16 protein-coding genes are annotated in these 23754 nt (G+C 71.9%); 12 read left to right on the plus strand and 4 right to left on the minus strand.

What is annotated here, in order from left to right; all coding sequences use genetic code 11:
- Positions 1 to 428: 428 nt before the first annotated feature.
- The 3 genes from ACFW6B_RS37795 (at position 429) to ACFW6B_RS37805 (ending at position 2330) form a co-directional block, all read left to right on the plus strand.
- Positions 429 to 956 carry a hypothetical protein gene (locus ACFW6B_RS37795; RefSeq protein WP_386603786.1) on the plus strand — a complete coding sequence of 176 codons (528 nt, stop codon included), beginning with the start codon at positions 429 to 431 and terminating at the stop codon, positions 954 to 956.
- Positions 957 to 964: 8 nt separating this feature from the next.
- Positions 965 to 1642, plus strand: a complete 678-nt coding sequence (locus tag ACFW6B_RS37800) for an SGNH/GDSL hydrolase family protein (protein ID WP_386603788.1) — start codon at positions 965 to 967, stop codon at positions 1640 to 1642.
- A gap of 172 nt (positions 1643 to 1814) precedes the next feature.
- Positions 1815 to 2330: a cupin domain-containing protein gene (locus ACFW6B_RS37805; RefSeq protein WP_386603790.1), complete on the plus strand. Its 516-nt coding sequence runs from the start codon at positions 1815 to 1817 to the stop codon at positions 2328 to 2330.
- 116 nt (positions 2331 to 2446) lie between these two features.
- Here the strand turns inward: ACFW6B_RS37805 and ACFW6B_RS37810 are convergent, their stop codons facing one another.
- Complete coding sequence (locus ACFW6B_RS37810; protein ID WP_386603792.1) at positions 2447 to 3229, minus strand: TIGR03084 family metal-binding protein; 783 nt, start codon at positions 3227 to 3229, stop codon at positions 2447 to 2449.
- A gap of 334 nt (positions 3230 to 3563) precedes the next feature.
- On the opposite strand from ACFW6B_RS37810, the gene ACFW6B_RS37815 reads away from it, so the two are divergent.
- Positions 3564 to 5981, plus strand: coding sequence for an ADP-ribosyltransferase domain-containing protein (locus ACFW6B_RS37815; RefSeq protein ID WP_386603794.1), 2418 nt, complete (start codon positions 3564 to 3566; stop codon positions 5979 to 5981).
- Positions 5982 to 6135: 154 nt separating this feature from the next.
- Here the strand turns inward: ACFW6B_RS37815 and ACFW6B_RS37820 are convergent, their stop codons facing one another.
- Positions 6136 to 6546: a hypothetical protein gene (locus tag ACFW6B_RS37820; RefSeq protein WP_386603796.1), complete on the minus strand. Its 411-nt coding sequence runs from the start codon at positions 6544 to 6546 to the stop codon at positions 6136 to 6138.
- A 178-nt stretch (positions 6547 to 6724) separates the two neighbouring features.
- Between ACFW6B_RS37820 and ACFW6B_RS37825 the strand changes: the two genes are divergently transcribed.
- Complete coding sequence (locus ACFW6B_RS37825; protein ID WP_386603798.1) at positions 6725 to 7408, plus strand: GNAT family N-acetyltransferase; 684 nt, start codon at positions 6725 to 6727, stop codon at positions 7406 to 7408.
- Positions 7409 to 7443: 35 nt separating this feature from the next.
- Here ACFW6B_RS37825 and ACFW6B_RS37830 read toward each other — a convergent pair whose 3' ends face one another.
- Positions 7444 to 8469 carry a LysR family transcriptional regulator gene (locus tag ACFW6B_RS37830; RefSeq protein WP_386603800.1) on the minus strand — a complete coding sequence of 342 codons (1026 nt, stop codon included), beginning with the start codon at positions 8467 to 8469 and terminating at the stop codon, positions 7444 to 7446.
- A 187-nt stretch (positions 8470 to 8656) separates the two neighbouring features.
- On the opposite strand from ACFW6B_RS37830, the gene snpA reads away from it, so the two are divergent.
- From snpA to ACFW6B_RS37855, 5 genes are all read left to right on the plus strand, one after another.
- Complete coding sequence (gene snpA, locus ACFW6B_RS37835; RefSeq protein WP_386603802.1) at positions 8657 to 9352, plus strand: snapalysin; 696 nt, start codon at positions 8657 to 8659, stop codon at positions 9350 to 9352.
- A 220-nt stretch (positions 9353 to 9572) separates the two neighbouring features.
- Entirely contained in the window at positions 9573 to 10391 is an 819-nt protein-coding gene (locus ACFW6B_RS37840) for a hypothetical protein (RefSeq protein WP_386603804.1), read from the plus strand.
- A 19-nt stretch (positions 10392 to 10410) separates the two neighbouring features.
- Positions 10411 to 12489, plus strand: coding sequence for a CHAT domain-containing protein (locus tag ACFW6B_RS37845; RefSeq protein ID WP_386603806.1), 2079 nt, complete (start codon positions 10411 to 10413; stop codon positions 12487 to 12489).
- The gene (locus ACFW6B_RS37850; protein ID WP_386603808.1) at positions 12486 to 17585 is read left to right on the plus strand and encodes a hypothetical protein; all 5100 of its coding nucleotides are present in this window, start codon (positions 12486 to 12488) and stop codon (positions 17583 to 17585) included. Before ACFW6B_RS37845 ends, ACFW6B_RS37850 begins: the two co-directional genes overlap by 4 nt.
- Positions 17582 to 18889: a hypothetical protein gene (locus tag ACFW6B_RS37855; protein ID WP_386603810.1), complete on the plus strand. Its 1308-nt coding sequence runs from the start codon at positions 17582 to 17584 to the stop codon at positions 18887 to 18889. The genes ACFW6B_RS37850 and ACFW6B_RS37855 overlap by 4 nt, the downstream gene beginning before the upstream one ends.
- 63 nt (positions 18890 to 18952) lie before the next feature.
- Here ACFW6B_RS37855 and ACFW6B_RS37860 read toward each other — a convergent pair whose 3' ends face one another.
- Positions 18953 to 19492 (minus strand): GNAT family N-acetyltransferase, encoded by a 540-nt coding sequence (locus ACFW6B_RS37860; protein WP_386603812.1) that lies wholly within the window; start codon positions 19490 to 19492, stop codon positions 18953 to 18955.
- Between the two features lie 338 nt (positions 19493 to 19830).
- Here ACFW6B_RS37860 and ACFW6B_RS37865 point away from each other — a divergent pair, with 338 nt between their 5' ends.
- Both ACFW6B_RS37865 and ACFW6B_RS37870 read left to right on the plus strand, forming a co-directional pair.
- Positions 19831 to 21969: a DUF4139 domain-containing protein gene (locus tag ACFW6B_RS37865; protein ID WP_386603814.1), complete on the plus strand. Its 2139-nt coding sequence runs from the start codon at positions 19831 to 19833 to the stop codon at positions 21967 to 21969.
- Positions 21970 to 21975: 6 nt separating this feature from the next.
- Positions 21976 to 23535: a mucoidy inhibitor MuiA family protein gene (locus tag ACFW6B_RS37870; protein ID WP_386603817.1), complete on the plus strand. Its 1560-nt coding sequence runs from the start codon at positions 21976 to 21978 to the stop codon at positions 23533 to 23535.
- The last annotated feature ends 219 nt before the right edge of the window (positions 23536 to 23754 follow it).

Raw genomic sequence — 23754 nt, forward strand, 5'->3', positions numbered from 1 at the left:
GAACCAGGGCCTGTCGTCAAATTCCCGTAGTCGCCCGGAGGGCGGTCCTGCGGCGTCATGGGGGTCCCCCCTGCTCGAGCGGAGCCGAGAGCTCGGGGGAGCGTGCTCTGGGGGTACCCCCTGCTCGAAGAGCTCGGGGGAGCGTGCATGGCGTCGCGGGACAGACGGGAATTTGACGACAGGCCCTAGTGCCGCGGCGCTGGAGCGAACGGCCGCTGCCAGGCGTAGGTCCGGGCGCGGTGCCGTTCGCCGACCGCGGACCGGCCTCCCCTGCGCCAGAGCGTCGCTCCGGAAGCCCAGGACCGTGAAACGCGAAAGAGACCGAGGCGCCCCTCCCCCGCGTCGGGCAAGGCCGCCCGGCGTCGAACTCGTCGAGCACCAGCACCTCGAACACCGTCGTCATACCCGCCGACCGAAGGGCAACGACCGTGGACGGCGTCATCAACACCCCCTCCGACCTTGAAGGTTCGGCCCCGCACGCAGGCGCATGGGTTCGCACCTGGGGCGCCTCTCCGCAGGCACCGGACAACTCCGTCAGTTGCGTCGAGCCCTTCGAGAACGCGACGCTGCGGCAGATCGTCCGCGTCACGGGCGGCAAACACCGCGTGCGCATCCGCGTCAGCAACGAGTACGGAACCGCACCGCTGACCATCGGCGCCGCCCGTGTCGCCGTCACGGACACCGACGACAAGATCCAGCACGGAAGCGATCACACGGTGACCTTCAGCGGCCGGCCGACCGCCACCGTGCCGGCGGGCGCACCGATCCTCAGTGATCCCATCGGTCTGCGGACCGCCGCGCTGTCCCGGCTGACCATCAGCCTGTACCTGCCTGGCCGGGTCGACACCGCAACCTGCCACGGGACCTTCCACACGCTCGGCTGGATCGTCCCCGGGGACGCTACCGCCCTCGTGTCGCTGCCCGCGGACGCCTCCCCCTGTCGGCGCAGGCCCTGATCACGGCCGTGGAGGTGCAGCCCGGGACACCGACCCGGGCCATCGCCGTGATCGGCGACTCCCGCGTCGACGGCATGGGATCCACTCCCGGTACCGACCGGCGCTGGACGGACGTGCTCGCGCGGCGTCCGGCAGCCCGCGGCGGACAGGCGCTCTGTGTGGTCAACCAGGGCATCAGCGGCAACCGCATGCTCACCGACGGCATCGGCACCGCGGCCCTCGCCCGCTTCGACCGTGACGTCCTCGCCACTCCCGGCCTCGGCCACGTGGTGATCGCCGTGGGCAACGACCTCGTCTTCTCCTTCGCCCCGCGCACCGAGGAGAGCGCCGGATTCCTCTCGATGTTCCCCGGCTCGCCCGTCGGCGTGGACGACATCGTCGCGGCCCACCTCCAGCTGGCGGCACGGGCCCGCGCACACGGTGTGAAGGTCCACGCCGTGACCATCGCCCCCTACGGCGGTTCGGAAATGTACTCGGCCGAGGGTGAGAAGGCGCGCGAGCAGGTCAACGCGTGGATCCGTACGAGCGGCGCCTTCGACGGCGTACTCGACTTCGACGCCGTCTGGCGCGACCCCGCCGAGCCCACCCGCATCCGTGGCGACCTGCACATGGGTGACAGCCTCCACGGCAGTGACGCGGGCTGTGCCGCTCTCGCGGAATCCGTGGACCTCTCCCTCTTCGACTGATCCGCGATCGAGCAGGGCCCCGACGGCGGCGCCCGGCCGAAGCGGAGTTCCCCGGCGACCGCCACGAAGTAGCGCAGGGTCCGTAGCTCCCCCTGCAGTGATACCCACCAGGTATCGGCACCGCGGGACAGGTCTTGGACAGCCCCGGGGTACCGGCGGTGAACTCGTGACCATGACCGAAGAAGCGAAGACCCGCGAGCCGCAGACCCACCCCGCTGTGTCGGTGGTGGGTCCCGGCGGCGGCGAGACGATCGTTCTGGGCACCACGCGCATGCGCGTCCTGGAGGACGGCAGTCACACCGGGCACCGTCTCGCGATCGCCGAGTCCGTCCTCGCCCCGCACACCCAGGGACCGCCGCAGCACCGCCACGCCCGACACGACGAGGGCTTCTACGTCCTCTCCGGCACCGTGCGGTTCACCGTCGGGGACGAGGACCACGACGCCGTCGCGGGCACGCTCGTGATGGTTCCGCCCGGTACCCCGCACACCTTCGCCAACCCGACCGACCGACCCGCCGTCATGCTCAGCACCTTCTCCCCCGACCTGTACGTGCAGTACTTCCGAGACCTCCAGGAGGCGTTCGCCGACGGCTGGCCGCTGACGCCACGGGCCGCCATCGACGCGATGAGCCGCTACGCGACCGAGCCCGCCGACGGTGTCGGCCTCGGCTTGTCACCAGACGTCTGACTCAGAGCCCATTGCGCCGAGGCTCTGTGCTCGGCGTTCATCGGTTGGCGTCGAACGTGAGCCGAACTTGAGAGGTCCTTCCGCGGTTCAGTGGACGGGAGGGCCCTGGCACGCTTTCAGAGGAAGACGCGCGCCAGCTCCAGCCACTTCCGGGCGTCCTCGCCGGTCGCCGTCATGTCGGTCTCGGACCAGGGGCGACGCCGGGTGACGCACAGACAGAAGTCCATGGCGCTGCCCCGTACCCGTTGCGCGGCGGTCTCGGGGCCCCACGCCCAGGTCCGTCCGTCAGGTGCTGTCAGCTCGACGCGGAAGGGATCAGCCGGCTCGGGCAGTCCGACGGCGGCGAAGGACAGCGCCCGTCCCAGCACCCCCAGCGACGCCACGTGCCGCAGCCGGTCCGTCGGACGGTGCGCCACGCCCAGGGCGTCGAAGACGTCCTGCCCGTGTGCCCAGGTCTCCATCAGGCGAAGGGGGGTCATCAGGGCCGGGGTCACCTTCGACATGTACCAGGGGAACGCGTGGTCCCACGGCGTGTCGCGCAGTGCCGCCGCCAGTTCCGCCCGACCGGTCCGCCACTCCTCCAGGAGCACCGGCCGCGGTCTGGCCGCTCCCGCGGCGGCGGCCCTGTCCGCGTACTCGCCGCCTTCGGCCTCCGCCCGCCCGAGCTCGGTGCCGAACGCGTCCGGAGTGCGCAAGGCGCCGAGTACGTTCGCGTCCGCCCACGCGAGGTGGGCTATCTGATGGGCGACCGTCCAGCCCGGTGCCGGTGTCGGTAAGGACCAGTCGTCCACTGCCCCGACCAGGACGTCGAGCTCGTCGCCCTCGGCCACCAGCGCGGACAGGACACCGGCGTCGTCCACGTCGGGGACGGCGAGGTTGTAGTTCAGCATGTGCGCCATGGTGCACTCCTCCCCGGCCGGCGGAGGAGACGAAATGCGGGCAGACTCCGATGTCGCCGGAGTCCGCCCACGATCGGTCCTCGGTGAGACCGAGGAGGGCTCGGTGTTCGGTCTCGTCTACGGGGGCCCAGCTCTGCTCGGTGCCGGCCCAGGTGACGGCGTACCCCTGTCGGCGGGTGCGCGACCGGTGGGGCACGGACGTGTGCGGCCACCGGTCGGTACGGGTCCACCGGAGCGTGACGGCAGGTCACCGTCCCCTTGCCGGAGCTGCGTTGTCAGTGGTGGGAGATACGTTCGAGGTCTTGGAACCGCTGTTGCACGACAGGAGTGGACGATGACCGAGAGCAGTGTGCTGCCCGCGCTCAGGGTGGTGCTGACGGACGTCAACGAGCGTGTGGTGGAGGCGTGGCGCGCCGCGTTCGCCGACACCCCCGGCATCGAGATCCGCAAGGGCTCGATCCTCGACGAGGACGTCGACGCCTGGGTCACCCCCACGAACTCCCGGGGCCGGATGGACGGCGGGGTCGACGCCGTCATCAAGCGGTACCTGGGGTCCGGCATACAGGTGCGCGTCCAGCGGGCGATCCGTGACCGGTTCGCCGGAGCCATGCCGGTGGGCAGCGCGGTCTGCGTCCCGTCCGGCGCGGCCGTCCCCCGGTACCTGATATCGACGCCGACGATGGTGCGGTCCTCGCAGAACGTGAGCGCCACGCTGAACGTGGCGCTGGCGTGCGCGGCCGCCTTCCAGGCCGTCCACCGGCAGAACCGGAAGAAGCCGGGCAGCATCCGGTCCGTGGCGCTGGTCGGGTTGGGGGCGCAGACCGGCCGGGTGCCGGCCCGGGTGTGCGCCAATCTGATGTGGACCGGCTACACGCTCTTCCACGACCACTGGTTCGAGGACGACGACGAGCTGCGTTCCACGATCATCTCCCAGCTGCACGGGATCGAGAACGCGCCCGTCGACCAGCGGGTGCGCATCGTGCCGCCGGCGGCCGTCACGCCCGTCGCCCCTGCGTCGGCGCCCGCGCCCGAAACTGCGGCTCCCACTCCCTCCGCCGCCCCCTCCTCTCCCCCTGCCACGACGAGCGAAAGCGCCTCCGCCATGACCGGATCGACGACCGGCGTCCCGGCTCCGGGACAGCCGCCGCAGTCCCAGCCCGATGCGAACGACCCCCTCGCCCTGACCGAACTGTTCGACGGCGGTGGAGAGACCTGGCTCCCGCTGCTGAAGCCGGTCATCGAGGCGCAGCCGGACGCCGCGCGGTTCATCGGGAAGGGCCGCAGCCCCGAGGTGGTCCCGGTCCGCGAGCTGACGTTCCAGGCGCTCAAGCCGAACCCGCCGCACAAGTGGAAGGTCGTGGTCTTCGGCCAGAACCCGTACCCGCGGCCGGAGAGCGCCACCGGCATAGCCATGTTCGACAACACCTTCAGCGACTGGAAGGACAGCCAGTTCGGCCGGGTCGTCAGCATCCGGTGCCTCATCAAGGCGGCGGCGATGTGGAAGTACGGCATCGTCAAGAAGACCCCGATCGCCGACGTGCGGGCGCTGTTGAAGGAGCGGGACACGGTCCAGCCGCCGGAGTGGTTCCAGGCGATGCTGACGCAGGGCGTGCTGCTGCTGAACGCGTCGCTGACCGCGAGCGGTGACGGGGCGATGGGGGCCGACCAGCACACGGCGTTCTGGCGGCCGGTCGCCGAGCGGATCGTCGAGGAGATCCTCAAGGCCAAGCAGGACGCCCCCGAGGAGGACCGCGGGGTCGTGTTCGCGTGGTGGGGGGCGCACGCCCGCAGTCTGAAGCGGGTCGTCCTGCGGCTGCAGGAGAAATACCCGGACGTAGAGGTCCGGCACCTCGACCACGCGAACCCGGCGGCGCAGGGCGACATCTTCTGCGAGGGCGACCACTTCACCCAGGTCAACGACGCCCTGGCCTCGCTGGGCGCCGACGGCGTCGACTGGCTGCCGAGCAAGGGGTGGAACGAGACGGCGGCCGGCGCGGGCGGTGCGGACGGGGGTGTCGCGGCGCGCATGGGCGCTTTCATCGAGTCGACCATGAACCTGCACCAGCTGTACCTGGAGCGCCTCACCAGCGTCAAGGACGAGGGCCTCGTCCTGCCCGCGATCACCGGTGTCTTCGACACCCCGCTGATGGACTTCCAGGACGCCGTCGCCCCGGTCTCCGCGGCGCTGTCCGGGCTCGCCGGGCACATCCTGCGCTCCCACGACTTCGGCAAGCAGCGTGCGGACCAGGTGGCCGGTGGCGGTCTGCCCGCCGACGCGATCGCCGCGCTCCACCTCTACACCTGCGAGTCGGCCTTCTACCGCGAGATCAACAGCGTTCTGCGCTCCCCCGACCGCGCCAGGGTCACGCCCTACCTGCCGTACCTGCGGCTGCTGTTCTCGGCGGTCTCGAAGCTGCCGGCCTACACACAGCCGCTGTGGCGCGGGGTGTCGCTGGACCTTCGGGCGCAGTACCCGGTGGGCCGGACGGTGACCTGGTGGGGCGTCTCCTCGTGCACCTCCGAGCTGAAGGTGGCCAGGGCGTTCCTGGGCAGTCGCGGCAAGCGGACCCTCTTCGAGGTGACGCCGGCCCGGGCGGTCGGGATCAAGAGCTTCTCCGCCTTCACCGGCGAGGAGGAATACATCCTCACGCCGGGCACCCAGCTCAAGGTGACGGAGGTGAAGATCGAGCCCCGCGGGCTGTGCACGGTCCGGCTGAGCGAGGTCACGGACGCCGCTCCCGTGGTCTCCTGAACCGCCCTCGTTCCGCGGTGGCCACGGTCTTGGTCGCCGGACGTTCGCGCCCGGCGGCCACGTGGCGAGGGCCGGTACCGGTTTTATCCACACCCCTGCTGCGGCCTGGGGTTTCCCTGCCCTGGCCGCGGGAACCGGATCGCGACCGGTCGCCTCACTCGTAGTAGGCGGCGTACCGGGCCGAGTACTCCTCGACGCAGAAGTCCTCGAAGTCGCCCGCCTCCTCGCACTCGCGCAGCCGCTGGCGGGCCTCCTCCGCTTCGGGTGTGCGGAGGAGCGAGAGATAGGCCTTCGTCTCGGCGAGTCCCCGTCCGCACAGCAGCTGGACGTCGATCGAGCAGGCCGCGTCCATACTCGCGGTCTTCGCGCTCCAGATGAGAAGTACGTCGTCGATGACGCCGGCGTTGAACAACTGGACGCAGCAGAGCTTCATCAGCAGCGTGTCGCCCCTGCCCTGAGAGCGTCGCTCACGCTCCGTCTGGTCCCTCAGCAGTTCGCGCACTTCGTCGAGGTCGGTGCCGACCGGGTGGAGACCGTAAAGGCGCATGCTCTCGTCCTCGTCCACCAGTACCACTCCCTCTCTCGCTCTCGGCCTCGGCCTCGGCCCCACACTCTAGTTGTCAGGGATTCACGGAGATGCCATCGGATGGGCGGTCCGTGCCGCAGGACAGCCGTCCTCCTCTGGTCTGTCAGGGGACGGTCGTTCGCCCGTCCAGCCGTTGCCGTCATGTTCTAATCGCCGGATGGCGAAGATCGAACCAGCGCTGATACGGCGTTGGCTGAACGGCTGGACCGCGGCTCGCTCCCTGCCGGAGGCCGAGCCGGTGGAACCCGCCGGGGACGGCCTGCGGTCCGAGTGCGACCAACCCGGCCGCGAGGTCGAGGTGTTCGCGCTGCGTGCGGATGACGAGCCCGAGTCCTTGACACGGCTGGCGGCAGCCGTCGCCACGGCGAGGCAGACCACCTGGCTCACGGTGCCCACGCTGCGCCCGGACACCGTCGAAGCCCTCGTCGGCGCCGCCGGACTGGAGTTGCTCCACCGGTCCGAGTGGTTCATGACGACCGATCTGACCGAGCACCCGCAGCACGCACCCGCCGCGCCGTACGAGCGCGAGGTCCGCACGGAGGGACCGGTCACGGTCGTCTCCCTTCACGGCCCCTCCGGAGAGGTGGCGGCGCGCGGCGCCATCGCCGTGGTCGGCGCCGATGCGATCGCCGATCGCATCGAGACGGACGTGGCGCACCGCCGACGCGGCTTGGGCCGCGCCCTGATGAGCGCTCTGGTGGAGGCGGCCGTGGCCCAGGGCGCCCGTACCGGTCTTCTCATCGCCAGTGAGGAAGGCCAGCGCCTCTACTCCTCCCTCGGCTGGCACCACGAAGCCGACGTCCTGATCGCCCGGGGACCGGTGGTTCCCTCCGGCCGGTAGAACCGGCTCACTCCGGCCGAGGCGTTCGGCGTCGTCTATCCTCGCTGCCGCGGCTCCGTCGTGAGCACCCGCCCGGGCGTCTCCCCCGTGACGGCTGTCCCGGGTTCACGCAGACCTCGCGCGGCCTCCGGCGTGCCCGAACGCTCCAGCCACGCGCGGTAGGCCGGTGCCTGACGGGCCACCTCCCAGTAAGCCTCCACCAATTCCTCGTATCCCTGGTCGAGTTCGGCCTCGGAGCGGGCGGCGAGCAGCAGGCGCACTCCTATCGGGTCGCCCTGCAGAGGACGGACCACGACATCGGAGCGCGGGCGCGCGGTGGGCTGGCTGACCGTGACGACCTCTCCGGTGGCGGCCAGGGAGTACGCCGTGAGGTAGTCGCCGTGCAGCAGGTCGGGTTCGATCCCCGCGTCGCGCAGGACCCGGCAGAGGCCGTCCCATTCGCCGTCCACGGTGGAGTCCACCATCCAGTGGTCGTCGGCGAGATCGGCGAGGCGCACCTCGGAGTGCTCCGCCGCGGGGTGGTCGGGGGCGAGGGTGACGAACTGCGGTTCGCGTTCGACCAGGACGCGCAGACAGAGCCCGGGCGGAACGTACAGGGGGCTGCCCTCGACCTCGTGCACGAAGGCCAGTTCGAGCCATCCCCCGGCGACCATCCGCAGCAGGGAGTTCGCGGAGACGTCCATCCGGAGTGTGGGATCGGTACGGGGAACGCGGGCGCGCAACCGGCGCAGCCAGCCCGGCAGGGCCCGGCTCGCCGTGGCGCCGATGCGCAGGACGTCCGCGTCCGCGGCTCGGGCCACCGCCGCCCTCGTCTCCGTGACGATCGCGGCGAGTTCGGCGACGAGAGGTCTGGCGCGGCTCAGCACCGCCTGGCCCAGTGGCGTGGGACGGCAGCCCGTACCCGCGCGGACGAAGAGCTGTGCGCCGAGCGCCTGCTCGATGCGGCGCAGTTGGGTGCTCAACGAGGGCTGGGCCACCCCGAGTTCCCGGGCCGCCTTGTGCAGGCTGCCCGCGTCCGCGATGGCGCACAGGGCGCGTAAGTGCCTCACCTCGAGCTCCATGCGGGAAGAGTATGGGGACTCGATTCAGCGCACCAGATGTTCAAATCGCGACGAAGCCAGACGAGTTGACTCCCCGATAGTTTCGCACTATCCCCGGTTGCCATCATCCACAGCTTCCCCGGCCTCCCCGAGACTCCTGCTGAACCAATCGTTCACCACCCCACACGAACGAGTAGGAGTACCACGCATGCTGTCCTCCCGCATGAAGTCGAAGACCTCCAGGAGACTCCTGGCCCTCACGCTCGGCCTCGGTCTGGCATCCGCAGCGCTGGGCACCGCGGCCCCGGCGAGCGCCCGGTCGGCCGAGTCGGCCCCGGCGGGTCACGCCGCCACCGTGAACGCCCGGTACTCCGGTTCGGCGGAAGGCACCGCGGGCAACAAGGCGTTCTTCGACGCCGTGCTGAAGTCGGTCGCCAAGAGGCAGGCGGCCAACCCCTCCCTCGCGTCGGTGACCGTCTACTACAACGCCTCCCAGGCTCCGTCCTTCCGCTCCCAGATAGCGAGTTCCGCCTCGATCTGGAACAGCTCCGTGTCGAACGTCAAGCTCCAGGCGACGACGAGCGGCGCGGACTTCACGTACTACGAGGGCAATGACTCACGCGGGTCCTACGCCTCCACGAACGGTCACGGCCGCGGCTACATCTTCCTCGACTACGCGCAGAACCGGCAGTACGACTCGACCCGTGTCACCGCTCACGAGACCGGCCACGTGCTGGGTCTGCCGGACCACTACAGCGGTCCGTGCAGCGAGCTGATGTCGGGAGGCGGCCCGGGCACGTCCTGCACCAACCGCTACCCGAACGTGGCCGAGCGCTCCCGCGTCAACCAGCTCTGGGCCAACGGCCTCGCGGCGGCCGTAGCCAAGCTGGACAAGACGCGCTGACCCTGCGACACGGTCCGCCGGGACGGTGATGCGACCGGTCGCATCACCGTCCCGGCTCGTGTTCGACGAGGGCGGGACCGAGCGGTACGGGATCGGCGGGTGCCGACAGGTCTGCCCATACCTCACACCTCGTAACCGTGCCGGATTCAGGGGGAATTGGCCCCTGCGCGTGCGCCCCCGCGTACCCTGCGGAGCACAGGCACCAGCAACGGGGGACGACATGAAGGACACCTACGAGCTGTACCGCCACGCCGTCGACGACGTGTGGAAGGGCTGGTGGGTGTCGTGGCCGCTGTCACAGCGCGTCGCGCTGGGCGACGTCCTGCACGACGCGGACGGCCGGGTCCGAACCGCGGGCACCCTCGTCGACCGGGGCATCGCCTTCGACTCGCGCCCCGGAACGCCCGAGAACACCTACAAGCATGACGCGCAGGGCTCCGTCTCCGTGTCCCTGAAGGCGGCGGGATCCGCCGCGGACGGCTTCGCCTCCCTCGCCGTCGCCGACGCCGGAGCCCGCATCGGGTTCACGAAGGGCAACACGGCCTTCGTCGTCTACGACGGACTGACCGAGACCACGGTCGCCGATACGCGCGCGCTGGCCTCCGCTCTGGTGAGCCGCGGCTGGGAGGACTGGGACGACTCGCTGCTCGCCGTCACCGGCGTCGTAGCGGCCGCCTCCGGGACGGTGCTGACCACCACGGAGAGCGGGGCCTTCGCCGAGCTGCGGGTGAGGGCGGGCGCCGGACCCGTCCAGCCCGTGCTCGCCGATCTCGCGGGGAACGCGTCGATCGAGGGCCGCCAGGCGCTCGGCCTGGAGTGGCTGGGCACCGACCTCACTCCCTTCTTCCGGGTGGTCCGCCTGCGCAAGGCGTGGTTCGGCAAGGTGAGGAAGGACTACGGCCCGCGTCAGCCAGGACGCGGCGCCGCTCCCGTGCCCGTCCCTCCGGTGCTCCTCGAGGAGGCGCAGGACGACCCGGGCGCGGTCCTGGAGGACGTGTCCCCCGCCGAGCAGCCCCCGCTCGGCTTCACCACGGCATAAGCACTTCGCGAGGATCCCGATGGCAAGCGGCACACGCACCGAGGCCGGCGCGGACGACATAGAACTGCGCGTCACCGGAGCCGCCGACGGCTCACCCGGATACGTCGTCCGGCTGTCGGCACCGGGCCGCCCTCCGGTGTCGGCCGGACTCGGGCCGCTGGAGGAGCCGGACACCCTCGTGAGGGCCTTCGAGCGCGGCGCCGGTGAGGCGGACCGCGAACACGCCGGCGAGTGCCTGTACACGGCGCTGCTCGGTGGGGCTCTCGCCGAGGAGTGGCTGTCCGCGACGGCGTCGCACGCGGCACCGCGGCGTGTACGCCTGGACGTGGAGCCCCCCGAACTGCGATTACTGCCCTGGGAGTTGATGCGGCACCGGGGCCGGTGGCTGTGGCGTCACCCCGAAACGCTGTGGAGACGCGGCTGTTCCGTCGTCCCACGGGCCGACGACCCTTCGGCACAACTCGGCCCGCTGCGCGTCCTGGTGGTCATCTGCACGCCCCTTCAGGACGAACGGCTGCTCGCGGAGCAGGAACTCGCCGCGATATCCGGCGCTCTGGAGCGTTCGCCCGGACGCACCTACCTGGAGGTCCTCGACGTCCCCGCGAACGCCGCCGTGCTCGCCGAGCGCATCGACAGGCTGCGTCCGCACGTCGTGCACTACATCGGGCACGGCATGCCCCGTCCGGGAAGAGGCAGTCCCGTGCTCGTCTTCACCCCGGGCGAGGCGCGACAGCCGGGCCCCCAGCCATGGGAACTGGAAGCAGGGGCCGTCGCCGACCTCACGGCGTGGAAGCCTCTGCTGGTGGTCCTCAACGCCTGCCACGCGGGCAAGGCCGATCCGGCGGACTGGGTGGGCGGGATGGCCCGGGCCTTCCTGGACGCGGGATCCAGGGCCGTGGTGTCGATGCAGGACGACATCGCCTCGGACTGTGCGGTCGTCTTCTCCCGCACGTTCTACGAGAGGCTGGGCGCCGACCAGCCCGTCGACACGGCGGCGGCCGCCGCACGCTCCGAACTGGCCAGGCAGGCGCCCAAGAGCGGCGCGTGGGCCCTGCCCGTCCTGCTGACCTGCGAAGACCCCCGGTCGGTGCTGCCGATCACCTTCGCGCCCCCGCCCACGGCCTCGGTCCAGGACATTCTGCGCTACAAGCAGTACGTGGACCTCGGGCGGTTCGTGGGACGTACCGACGAGCGGCGCCGGGCCTGGTGGGCCCTCGACGATCCCCGGCAGGCGACGGACGCGACCGACCGTCCGGTGCTGGTGATCAGCGGCCACTCGCAGGCCAATTTCGCCAAGACGGGCAAGAGTTGGCTGACCAACTGGTGTCTGGTCACCTGGTTCCTGCGCGGACACCGCGTGGTCTCGGTCAACCTGGCCGCGCAGTTGGCCGCTTCGGCACGGGCGGATGGCACGGACGCGTACCCACGGCACAAGGACTGGCTCACGGCGCTCCGGCTGATACGCCAGGAGGCCACCTCTCCCGAGCAGTTGTGCCCCCTGCCCGCGCAGGCCTTCGGCGAGTTCAACGCGGTCGTCAATCACCTCGTCGAGGCCCCCGTCCTGCCGAACGGCACGCTGGAGCCGGCCGACGACGAGGGACGGCGCTTCAACGACGAGATCGGTGACCCCCGTGACGGGCGCAAGGAACGCATCGTCGGCGAGTTCCTGCACGCTCTGCAGAAGGCGAGCGACGGACGGCCGCTGGTCATCGCCCTCGATCACGCCGAGAGCGTCATGCAGGGCGCCTTCACGCAGGTGCTCTACAAGTCCCTGGTACGTCCCGTCGCCTACGGGCAGGCGTCGCCGTTGCGGCTGATCCTCGTCGCCCCGGACTCATGGGTGGGCGGGGCGCTGCCGGAGTCCGACGCCCACATGATCACGCGGGTCAGGGTGGGGGACTTCGACAGCGCGCACTTCATGCGGCTCGCACGGCTCTACCAGAGCCGTCTGCGCGTCCAGCCCGACGAAACGGTCGTCGAGCTGCTGGAGGCACTCCACAAGAACCTCGAACAGCACTTCAACGTGGAACTCTTCTCACAGCTGGTGGGGATCGTGCCCCAATGGGGTGCGGCGCACCTTCAGGAGGCACGGCGATGACCGACGTCCTCGCGGAGATCACCCGCCGACTCGCCTCCGGTGAGAGCCTGGAGGCCATCAGCCGCTCGCTGCGTCCGGCGCACTGGACCGCCGCCCTGCGGGCCTGCGCCGTCGCCCGCACCTTCGACACGGCCCTCTTCGAGGAAGTGCTGTATCCGCACGCCCTCGCCGAGGAACCCGCGAGTCCGGGGCTGGAGGAACTGGTCCGCGCCCACGCGGTGGAACCCGTCGGCTCCGAGCCCGGCCGGTTCGCCCTGCCGGGCGCGAACCGGCGTGCCTACTTCCTCGAATGGGCGCAGGAGTCGGGCGGCGACACGCTTCCCGCCGGACTCCTCGCGCTGGAACTCCGGATCGCCGGCGTTCACCGCGGGGTCCGCGACCACGCGGAGGAGGTACGGCATCTCCTGCTGGCGCAGCCGGAGAACGCCCTCGCCCTCTTCCACGAACGGTTCACCGCGGCGGACGCCCGGCGTGACTTCGCCGCGTGCAAGGACCTGGTGGACGCGCTCGGCGACCCCGACCGGCTCTCGTTCACCGACGACGGCGTCGACCGACTGCGCCTGGACTGCGCCGGATACGTGCGCGCACGCGACTACTGGGCCGCCGACTACTCGCGCTCCGCCCAGTTCCTCCAACCCGCCGGACTGGTCGAGGACGCCGAACGCCTCCTGGCCGGACAGCGGCGGGTGTGGCAGATGCACGCCCCCGGAGGCGCCGGGAAGACCATGCAGCTCCGATGGCTGGTGGCCCGCTTCTGCGTACCGAAGGAACGGGACGTCCTGTGCGCCCGGATCGACTTCGACGTCGTCAACACGCACGCGGTGGGCCGGCATCCGTGGCTCCTGCTGCTGGAGATCGCGGAGCAGCTCGAACTGAGGCTTCCGGGCCGGGCCTTCGAGAGGCTCGACTCCTACTCCGCGTACAGGATCCTCCTCAGCCGTCATTCCTCCGCGCCCGCGCAGGAGACCGCCGCCCACATCGACACCCTCGACACCGAAGCGGTGCAGGAGGAGGTCCTGGAGGCCTTCGCCGAGCGTCTCAACCGGGCACGTCCCGATCGTCCGGTGGTCCTGGTGGTCGACACGCTGGAAGAGCTCCTGCTGCACGGCCACGGCGAGACGGAGCGGACGCTGCGGATGCTCGGCCAGCTCGTCAGGCTCTGCCCGAACCTGCGGCTGGTCCTCGCCGGCCGCTACAACCTCCGCCGGCACCTGCCCCAGGCGCTCAGGGCCTTCCGGCGCAAGGAGGTCCAGCACATCCAGGTCCGCAGGTTCAGCACGGCCCAGTCACACGCCTACCTCGCGGGGCTCCGCGGCATCACGAACAGCGCTCTGGTGCGGGTCGCCGCACACAGGTCCAAGGGGCTCCCGTTCACCCTGGCCCTGTTCGCCGATCTCATCGAGCAGGATCCGACGATCGGGGCCGCGGACCTCAAGGCCTGCCAGGAGCCCCTGGTGCGCTACTTGATCGAGCGGGTGGTGCAGCGCATCGACGACCCGGCGGTGCGCTGGCTGCTGCGTTACGGGGTGGTCCCCCGGCGTCTGCGCCGGGAAGACGTGTTCACGGTCATGCGCTCCTGGCTGGCCCAGGGCATGACCGACACCTCGGACGCGGACGACCCGCGTCACGACGACCACCACCTTCGGGGCAGTGACGCCGTCTTCCCCTTCGCGGCGGCCGAGCCCACCGACGAGGAACTGGACCGCGCCTGGCAGCGGTTGCTCGACTACGCCGGCACCTCGGCGTGGGTCTCACGGCACGCGGGTGACGACGACACCGTCATCTTCCATCCGAACGTCCTGGCACCGATGCGCCTCCTGATCTCGGGCCACCAGGTCTTCGAGCGGCTGCACCGGGCTTTCATCGCGCACTTCGACGAGTTGGGCAGGGCACACCCCGAGCAGTGGGTCACGTACATGAAGGAGGCGACGTACCACCGGTTCCAGGCCGGAGACCCGCAGGCCGACTCGACGTGGGCGAGCGCCGTCCGGAAGGCCGACGCGGACGGCAGCCGGGTCGAGCAGGTCCTGGAGCTGTGCGAGGAGGTGCTCGGCGACGAATACCTCGACGAGGGCCTTCCCCGGCTCCGCCTCGACGGCCGGCTGCTGATCAGCCACAGGGCCGTCGCCGACGCCCACCTCGCCATCGCCGCGGTCGCCGCGCGCAGCTATCTGAACGTTCCTTCCGTCAACCCGTCCGACCCCGCCTGGAACGAGGTCGAACGCCGGCTCGCCCTGGTACGCAGACTGCGCCGGGTGGCGGACCGGCCGTTCGGCATACTGGATCGCGAGGCTTATCTGCGGGCGCTCGTCCTCTACGGCCGCGGCCACCTCGGCAGGGCGGCGCAGGCGGTCGGGAACGCCCTCGAGACCGGGGTGCGCGACGAACTGCGGGAAGAGTTCCAGGTGTTGCTCTCCCGCATCCAGGCCCGGACGAGCGACCCGCAGGCCGAAGTCAGTTACCGGGCCGCGATCGACACCGCCCGGACCCGGGGCGGCGCCGAGAGCGAGGCCCGGATCTCGCTGGAACTGGCCGCGAACCTCCAGGCCCAGGGCCACATCGGCCAAGCCGTCGTACTCCACAACCACGTGGCCACGTCCTACGGTCCGGGCATCGGCGCGCAGCAGCCCTCCACGCGACTGCAGAACCGGGCGCTGCTGCGCAGAGCGGGTGCCGAGCTCGCCTCGTACTCTCCGAGTGCCGCCCTGCGCACGCTGCGGGACATCGACGTGAGCGCGCTGCGTCCGGCCGAGCGCGTCGAGGCCCATCTGGCCGAGGCCCGGGCGCACCTCCTGCTGGGGCGCTCGATCCGCACCCTGAAGGCCCTGGACAAGGCGGAAGAGACCTCTCACTCCGACATCCACGACTCCACTCGGTACCACGGGCTGGCCGAGTGCGCCGTGGTGCGCGCGGTCGTCGAGGGGCGCTTGCTGGCGGTGGACGAGGCGGAGCGGTCCTTCGCCCGAGCCGCGGGACTCTGGAGCGATCTGGGACACCCGGACGGCCATCCGCCGACGTTGCTCGCCTACGCCCGCTTCCTCACCCGGTCGCTGGGCGACCTCCACCGGGCGGCGAACATCCTCGGACAACTGCGGACGGTGGACACCTCCGGGGAACTCGCCGTTCCCGCCGCGCTGTTGTGGCGCGAGATGTCCCGCAGGGGGTACGCCGTGGCGGACCCCTCGCTCCTGGAGGTCCCCCTGCGCTCGCGCAAGGACCTGCTCGACGGCGGCGTGGCCGCCGTCATCGCCGACCCTTCACGCGCCCCGGCCCTGGCCGAGGCCCTCGCCGCCGTGGAACCGCCCGAAGCCCGCTTGGGCGCGCTCGAAGCCCTTTCGGGCTGCCCCGCTCCCGAAGGCGACCCCGTGCCCGAGCTCGAACGGCTCCGGCCGCTTTTCGCCCCTTTGACCGACGGGCCGCACACGGACGTCGACCACTGCCTCCGGCTGGCCGAGCTGGCGGAGTTCGAGCGTGTGTCGGGCCGTCACCAGGAGGCGAACCGGCTGGTGGCAGCGGCGTACCGGGTCCTCGCGGATTCGGCGGACACGCGGGATCCCCTGCCCACCTGGGCCTGGGCACGGGCCCAGATCCGTGTCATGGGCGTCCCCGAGGGCCCGCTCAGCCGCTCGCTCTGCGCCAAGGCCGCCACACAGCGGTCCCCCCTGCTGAAGGCGACCGCGCACTGGATGCTCGCGCTGACGGAAAGCGACGCCGACGGCAAACGGGCCTTGTTGACGCGTGCTTCGGAGCACGTGAGCGAGGTGCACCGGCCGTCTCTGTGGACGCAGTACATCCTGCGGTCCATCGCCCTCGTGAACCACGACGAGTCGACGCGCCTGGCCGCCCTGCGCATGTCGTCCACCCTCGGGTACCCACCGGAGGACGACTCCCCTCCCTCGGTGGAACTCGCCCGGTCCGAGCACGAGGACGTCTACCGCGTGGACCCCTCCTTCCGGATCACCTACGCGCCGCTGCCGACGGCTCACGCCCTGTACGCCGACTGGCGCAACGCCGTGTCCGCCAATTCCTCCTCCCTGCAGCGTCACGCACGGGCCACCCCACCGGTCGACACCGTCAGGATCCAGACCGACGACGCCTGGCTGCACGCCTTCCCCTGGGAACTCGCGCTCCGGGACGACACCGCGGCCGTCTACCGCACGCTGCCGCAGGCGGCGGAGACCGTCGACGTGCGGGCGGTCCAGGCGGTGCTCAACGCGAACAGGACGAGCAGGACGGACAGGAAGCTGACCACCGACGGTGTCTGGGGAACCAGCACCCAGATGGCCGCCGCGGGCGCGCTCGGAGCCGCCGTGGCCGCGGTGGGCGGGCCGGTCCTCGCGATCGAGGCCGTGGCCGTGGCGTGGAGGCTCATAAGGAGGGCCCGAGAGCTCGCGCAGAAGCGTTCCGGTACCCGGACGGTCCTCGTACTGCACGACGGCTCGGCCGAGGACGACGCCTCGGCCCTCTCCTCCACCGCCCGCCTGATCGGCTACCGCATGCGCGGCTTCGACGTCCGGGTGATCCACGCGTCAGCAGGTCTGCCCACCCTGAAGAGTCCGCCGGCCGTGGTGCACGTGCATGCCCCGCTCCGCCTCAAGGGGGGCACCGTTCCCTGCTTCGAGCTGTCCGCCACCCGCCTGAGCCACGGGGAACGGCTCGCCCGGGCGGCCATGGGCTCCGATCTCACACCGGACCTGCTCACCGAGTGGCTGACGCAGTTCGAACCGGGCACACAGCCGCTGGTCGTCCTCGATCCGCCGCCGCCCGGATCGCCCGCGGACATCCCCCTGCAGGTGGTGCTCCGCAATCTGTTCGCGGCCACCCTCTTCTCCTCGGGATTCGCGCCGACGGTGCTCGGAGCGGGGCTCCTCACCCGGGCAGGCAGCCGTCAGACAGAGCTCCTGGCACGGGCCGCCGCCGGAGACATCTCCCTGTTGCAGTTGTCCTCACGACTGCGCCGTGCGGCCGACGGCACGGCACTCGACCCGGCGGGCGCGGACTGGGGCGACGGCGTCCTCGAAGCGGCCTGCGTCTCGCTGTTCGCGAGCCCCGCCGCCCTGAAGATCTCCGAACCCGAAACGGCCCCCGCACCTTGACGGCCGACCCCGACACCGGTCGTCCGGCGGAAGACGCCGGCTACCGCGCCCGTCGTGAAGCCGAGGTACGCCACCTCACCAGCGGCCTGACGGACGAGCTGGAGGACTGGATCCTCGCCGCGAGGCGGAAGGACCCATGGGAAAAGCACCGGTCCCAGATCGAGAGTGCCGCACGGGTCGTGTCCGGGGCGCTCCGGCGACTACAGGAGTTGCCGCCGGCCGAGCACGAACAGCGCGCGCCCGAACTCGTCCTCGACCTCCACCACTTGTGGGACTTCTTCCGCACCAAGCTGCTCGCCCGCCACATCCCGCGCTACCGGACGTTCCTCGACGCGGCCGACGAACTGGCCTGGGCCGTCTACGGCCCCGTGCGCGACGCCGTACCGGACCGTTCGGGCCTCAAAGAGCCTCCGCTCGTCTTCCTGAACCGGCACCCCGTGCCTTTCGCCACGCCCCGGGGCAGCGATTTCGAGGACCTGCTGCCCGCGGGAAGGCAACGCACCCTCGGCGGACGCCGGGCGAGCCGGTACCTGCCGTTCCCGCTCGTCGGCGTCCCCTGGTCCGCCGGCCACCACCTGCCGACGCTCCTCGCCGTCGCGCACGAGACCGGCCATCACATCGAGGACGACTTCGCCCTCGCCGAGCCGCTGCGCACCCGCCTGGAGGAGCGCTCCGGGCTCGCGGAGGAGGGCATCGCGCGCTGGAAAGGGTGGCTGGGCGAGACGTTCGCCGACGTGTGCGCGACACTCGCGTGCGGAGAGGCCTACGTGTGGGCGCTCGGCGACATGCTCAACGGCGCCGGACGGACCGGCGGAACGGGCGACGGCACCTATCCGCCGCTCCGCACGCGCCTGCTCGTCTGCCGAGCCGCACTCGCCACCGGTCCCGGCGGCGCCACACCCGTACTGCCGCCCCTCGGAAGCCCTCAGCCGGAAGACACGGAGACGGAGGCGGTGGTCGCTGCGCTCACCGGTGAAGGGTTCGCGGAGCTGGGCGGGGCGACGCTCGGCTCGCTGATCGGTCTGCGTCGCACCGACGGCCTGGGAGAGGCCGTCGACCGGCTCCTCGCCGGTCTGTGGTCCCGGCGCGGCGATGTCACGGGGGTACTGGCTGCGGCGACCCTGGCCTTCGTCCGCAGCCCGCGGCTGTACGACGGACAAGGCGTCGGCGACCGCGCACTCGCCGAAGTCCTGTCCCTCGTACCCGACGGACCCCGCGCCGCCCCGGCTCCCGACACGGAGCCGGCACGACGCGACGACACCGCGGGCCGGGAGTTGCTCGACCTCCTCGTCTCCGGCGGATGACCACCGGGACCGGTTCCACGGCACGCCTGTCACGCCGGGACTCCGCGACCGTCGAGCAGGAGCTCAGACGGACGGCGTGACCGGAGGCCGCGAGCCGAGCCACTGCTCGGCGTCCCAGGCGCGGAACCGCTCCACCTCGGTGAACCCCAGCTTCGCCGCGAGGCGCATCGAGCCGACGTTGGCGGTCTGGGTGGTGAGCACCACCGGCTCGCCGGGAAGGACGCCGTCGAACCAGTCGAGTGCCGCCGCGCACGCCTCGGCGGCATACCCGAACCCCCATGCCTCCGGCAGGAACAGGTAGCCGAGATCGGCCTTCCCCGCGGCAGCCGGGCGACGGTGCTCCGTCGCCCTCCTGAGCAGGATCTGGCCGATCATCGCCCCGTCGAGATCGACGACGAAACTCCCCGGCCACCGCGCGGGCACCTCGGGCATCTCGCGCTCCAGCTCGTCACGCGGCCGGGGACCGCCGAGGTAGGTGTGCACCTCCGGCGAGGCGTGCAGCTCGATGAACGCCGCACGGTCCCGGGCCTCGGGCTCGCGGAGCACGAGCCGCTCGGTCCTGATCGGGGCGGGCGGCCAGGCGACGGATCCGAGTCCCGTCATCCCGACCACCCGAACGGCAGCAGGAACAAACCCACCCCGACCAGTGATTCCACGACGCCCCTTCCCGTGGCTGAAGCCCCCGTGCGGGCCTGCGGAGCTGGCGCGTCGCCCGGCATCGACGGTGCGCGACACCCCGCTTGCGGCCGCCGCCAGCCTATCCCCGGGGCAGGCCGGGGGAGATCGTTTTCGGCTCCCTCCCCATGAACCCTCGACGGCCTGCCGTCGACTCGGCCCGCGGGCCCCGTGCGCCCCGCCCGGCAACCGGACGTCGGCACTGCGGAGGGCTCTCGCGACCGCGTAGGCTTCGCCGGGCACGAACCAGGACGGGGGCGAAACGCATGAAGTCCGAGGGATCCGAGGGAACACGGCGATGGGCGTCGACGCTCGACGCGGTCGTGGTGTACGCGCAGGGTGCGCTCTGCAGCAGGGTGGCCCGGGGAACCGTGCCGCCGGACGGCAGGGTGCGGGTGGCGGGGCTGCCCCGCTCCATGGACCCGGACTCGCTGCGCGCCAAGGTCGTCGGCGGCGACGGTGTCCGTGTCACCGAGGTACGGGTGGAGGTGGACGCCGAACCGTCCGGCACCGGCACGGCCGACGCCCTGCGGCACGAGATGGAGCGGCTGCGCGACGTCTGCGCCGCCGTCCGGGCCCGCCGTGACCGGCACGAGGGTCTGATCGCCGAGGTGGCGGCACTGCGTCCGGTCCCGCCGGCCCGCAGGCGCGACGACCCGCACCGTTCCACACCCGTGGACGCGTGGCTGCGACTCGTCGACTTCGTCGACGAACGGCTCGCCGGCCTGCATCGGCGTCTCGCCGAGCTCGAGGAGGAACTGCGCCTCGCCGAGCACGAGTTCACGATCGCCCTGGACCGCTGGAACCGTGCCTCCACCGACGCGCCGTCGCAGCACGTCGACACCACGGTCTGCGCGGTACTGACGCTCGAGGGATCCGGGGACGTGGAACTCGAGCTGGAGTACGGGGTACCGGGGGCCGTCTGGGTACCGGCCTATCGCCTGGCCCACCGTCAGGGTGACGGTTCCGGCACCCTGGTCCTGCGTGCCTCGGTCGCCCAGCGCACCGGAGAGGACTGGGCCGGGGTGCGCATCGCCCTGGCCACCGCGGACCTGCGGCGCCGCACCGATCTGCCCCGGCTGCGCTCCCTGCGGGTCGGAAGGCGGCAGACCGCCCCCGCGCCCTCCGGCTGGCGTGAGCCACCGGCAGGGCTCGCCGACCTGTTCACCGGGTACGACGCGGCAGGACCCCGCCCGGCTCCGGCCGGCCTGGCCGGGGCCGTCGCCGGGGCCGCCGTGCCCGTGGCCTCCGCCGGACCCGTCCCACCGCCGCAGGCACCACCGGTGTACGGCACACCACTGCAGGCACCACCGGCATACGGCATGCCGCCCGCCGCGCCCATGGCACCCGCCGGGGCCGCGCCGCAGACCTTCGCCGGTGCCGCGCCGCAAGCCTTCGGCGGTGCCGCGCCCGACGCGGCGCGGCCCGTGGGGGCGGGACCGGGCAGGCCCGGCGCCCGCGCCCGGCGCGCCGCCGCCCCCGCCGGCCTGGCACCTGCGGCTCCCGCGGCTCCCGGATGGTCGGCCGCGCCGCCCCCGCCGCCCGCCCCCGTGCCGGTGACGACGGGTCCGCCGCGGCCGAGCGACACGGAGCTCGACTACGCCGCTCTCGTCCTGTCCGGACCCGACGTGCCCGCGGACAGCCGGGGAAGGCTGTTCCCCCACACCCCCTTCGACCCCGTGGCGGTCGAGTACCGACGGCGTGCCGAGGCGGTGTCGGCGCTGCCGCTGCCCGGACACGCCGTACGGCCCCGGGAGTCGGCGGGCTCCTTCGACCACCGCTTCGACGCCACCGCACGCACCGACATCCCCTCGGACGGCACCTGGCACACGGTCACCGTCACCGAGATCCCGGTCGGTCTGCGCACCGAGTACCTGTGCGTACCGGCCGTGGAGCAGACGACGTACGCCACTCTGGTGCTCTCCAACGTCACCGACCAGGCCCTGCTCGCCGGTCCGGTGGAGGTCACCGTCGACGACGAGTTCCTGCTGACCGCCGCGCTGCCCACCCTCGCCCCCGGCGGTGTCCGCCGGATGGGGCTCGGACCCGCCGAGGGCATCCGGGTCACCCGGCGGACGAACCTGCGCGAGTCGACGTCGGGCCTGCGCGGCAACACCACCGTGCTCGACCATCGCGTGCACGTCGAACTGGCCAACCGGCTCGCGCGGCCCGTCGTCGTCGAGGTCCACGAACAGGTGCCGGTCACCTCCCACGCCGACGTCCGGATCGAGGAGCGGGCCGACTGGACGACACCCCGGCAAAACACCGGACCCGACAGCCTCGCACCGGGCACCCGCGTCTGGCGGGTGGACCTGCCCGCCGGGGGCGGTGCCGCCCTCGACGGCGGCTACGAGATCCGTGTCCCGGCCGCCAAGGCCATCGTCGGCGGCAACCGCAGGAGCTGACCCACCATGCCCACGTACCCCCAGCCGATCCCGCTGCCCGTCACCGCCGTCACCTGTCTCGAGGACCGCGCCCACATCGAGCGCACCACCGACCTCGAACTGAGCGCCGGTGTCCAGCAGTTGCGTCTCGGGCCGATCAGCGCGCTCGCGGTCGACCGTACCCTCCACGCCGAACTGGCCGGCGAGCACCGGCCGACCGTCCTGGACGTGCGGATCGTCCGCGCCTGGACGCCGCGCGGGCCGCTGCCCGCCCCCGACGACTCCGCCCTGCGGCTGCGCGCGCAGGCGCTCGAGGACGAGCGACTCGCCCTCGGCAGGCGTCGCGACCGGCTGCACGCCCGCCTCGAGGCACTCGGCCGGCTGGCCACCGATCTGCTGCGTGACATCGCCGAAGGGACCGGCTTCGGGGAGCCGGACGAGGGCCGCTGGACCCGTGAACTGGACCGCGTGGACAGCGAGCGTGACACGTACGGCGAGGAACTGCGCTCCGTGGAAGCCGAGTTGGAGAACGTGTCCAACGAGATCACGGACACGTACAGCGCACTCGACCTCGCCGAGGAGCAGCCCGCCGAACTGCTCGGCCATGTCGAGCTGACCGTACGGGCCACGGAGGCGGGGCCGGCCCGGCTGCGTCTGAGCCATCTCACGCCGTGTGCGCTGTGGCGCCCCGCCTACCGGGCCGTGCTCGACGGGGACTCGCTGGCCCTGGAGACCGACGCGATGGTCTGGCAGCGCACGGGCGAGGACTGGTCGGACGTACGTCTGACGCTGTCGACGGCCCGCTCGGCCCTGGCCGGCGAACCGCCGCGGCTCACCGAGGACCGTCTCACGCTCACGGACCGCACCGCCGCCGAACGCCGCACGGTGGACGTGGAGTTCCGGGAGGAGGAGATCGCGGAGATCGGCCCGGTTCCGGTACTGGGACTGCCAGGGGTCGACGACGGCGGGCAGGCTCGCGTGCTGCACTCCCCCGTGCCCGTCTCCGTGCCCACGGACGGCCGTGCGCACCGGGTCCCGGTCTCCGCCGCCACCTGCGCCGCGACGAGCGAGTACGCCTCCTCCCCCGAGCTGTCACCGCTGGTCACCCGGGTCGTGCGGTTCGACAACACGTCCGGTCACGCACTGCTGGCCGGGCCCGTGGACCTCGTGCGTGACAGCGGGTTCACCGGCCGCGGCGCACTGGACTTCACCGCTCCCGGTGCCCCCGTCGAGCTCGCCTTCGGCAGCCACGACGACTACCGGGTCGTCCGGCGGACCGAAGAGACCCGGGACACCGCCTCGCTGACCCAGCGAACCGTCGTCACCCGTACGGTCAGGATCCATCTGTCCCGCTTCTCGGCCCCCGGCGAACAGGGCGAGCAGGTCGTCTCGCTGCGGGAACGGATCCCGGTCTCCGAGGTCTCGGCGGTGGAGGTGCGGCTGCGCAAGGAAGCGTGCGCGCCGGAGCCCGACGGGGTCGACGCCGACGGCATCGCCCGCTGGGACGTACGCCTGTCACCGGGCGGACACCGCACGGTGACGCTGGTCTACGAGATCTCCGGGAGCGGCAAGGTCACGGGGCTCTGAGCGACCGCGTCCACGCGGCGCGCGACGGACCTCCGTCCCGCCCGGACGGCCGCTCCCCGACGAGGGGCGTCCGAAGAGCGGCGGAACACGAAACGGAGAGTGGCCCCGGCGGTCGACCGGGGTCCGAGCCGACGGCCCCGCCCGGACATTAACCAGTAGGAGCGGGGCCGCGGTGGGAAACGCCCAAAGCAGAATTCACCAGGTACCCCGGGGGGATCG

The sequence above is a fragment of the Streptomyces sp. NPDC058751 genome, assembly GCF_042746485.1.
GTDB lineage: Bacteria > Actinomycetota > Actinomycetes > Streptomycetales > Streptomycetaceae > Streptomyces.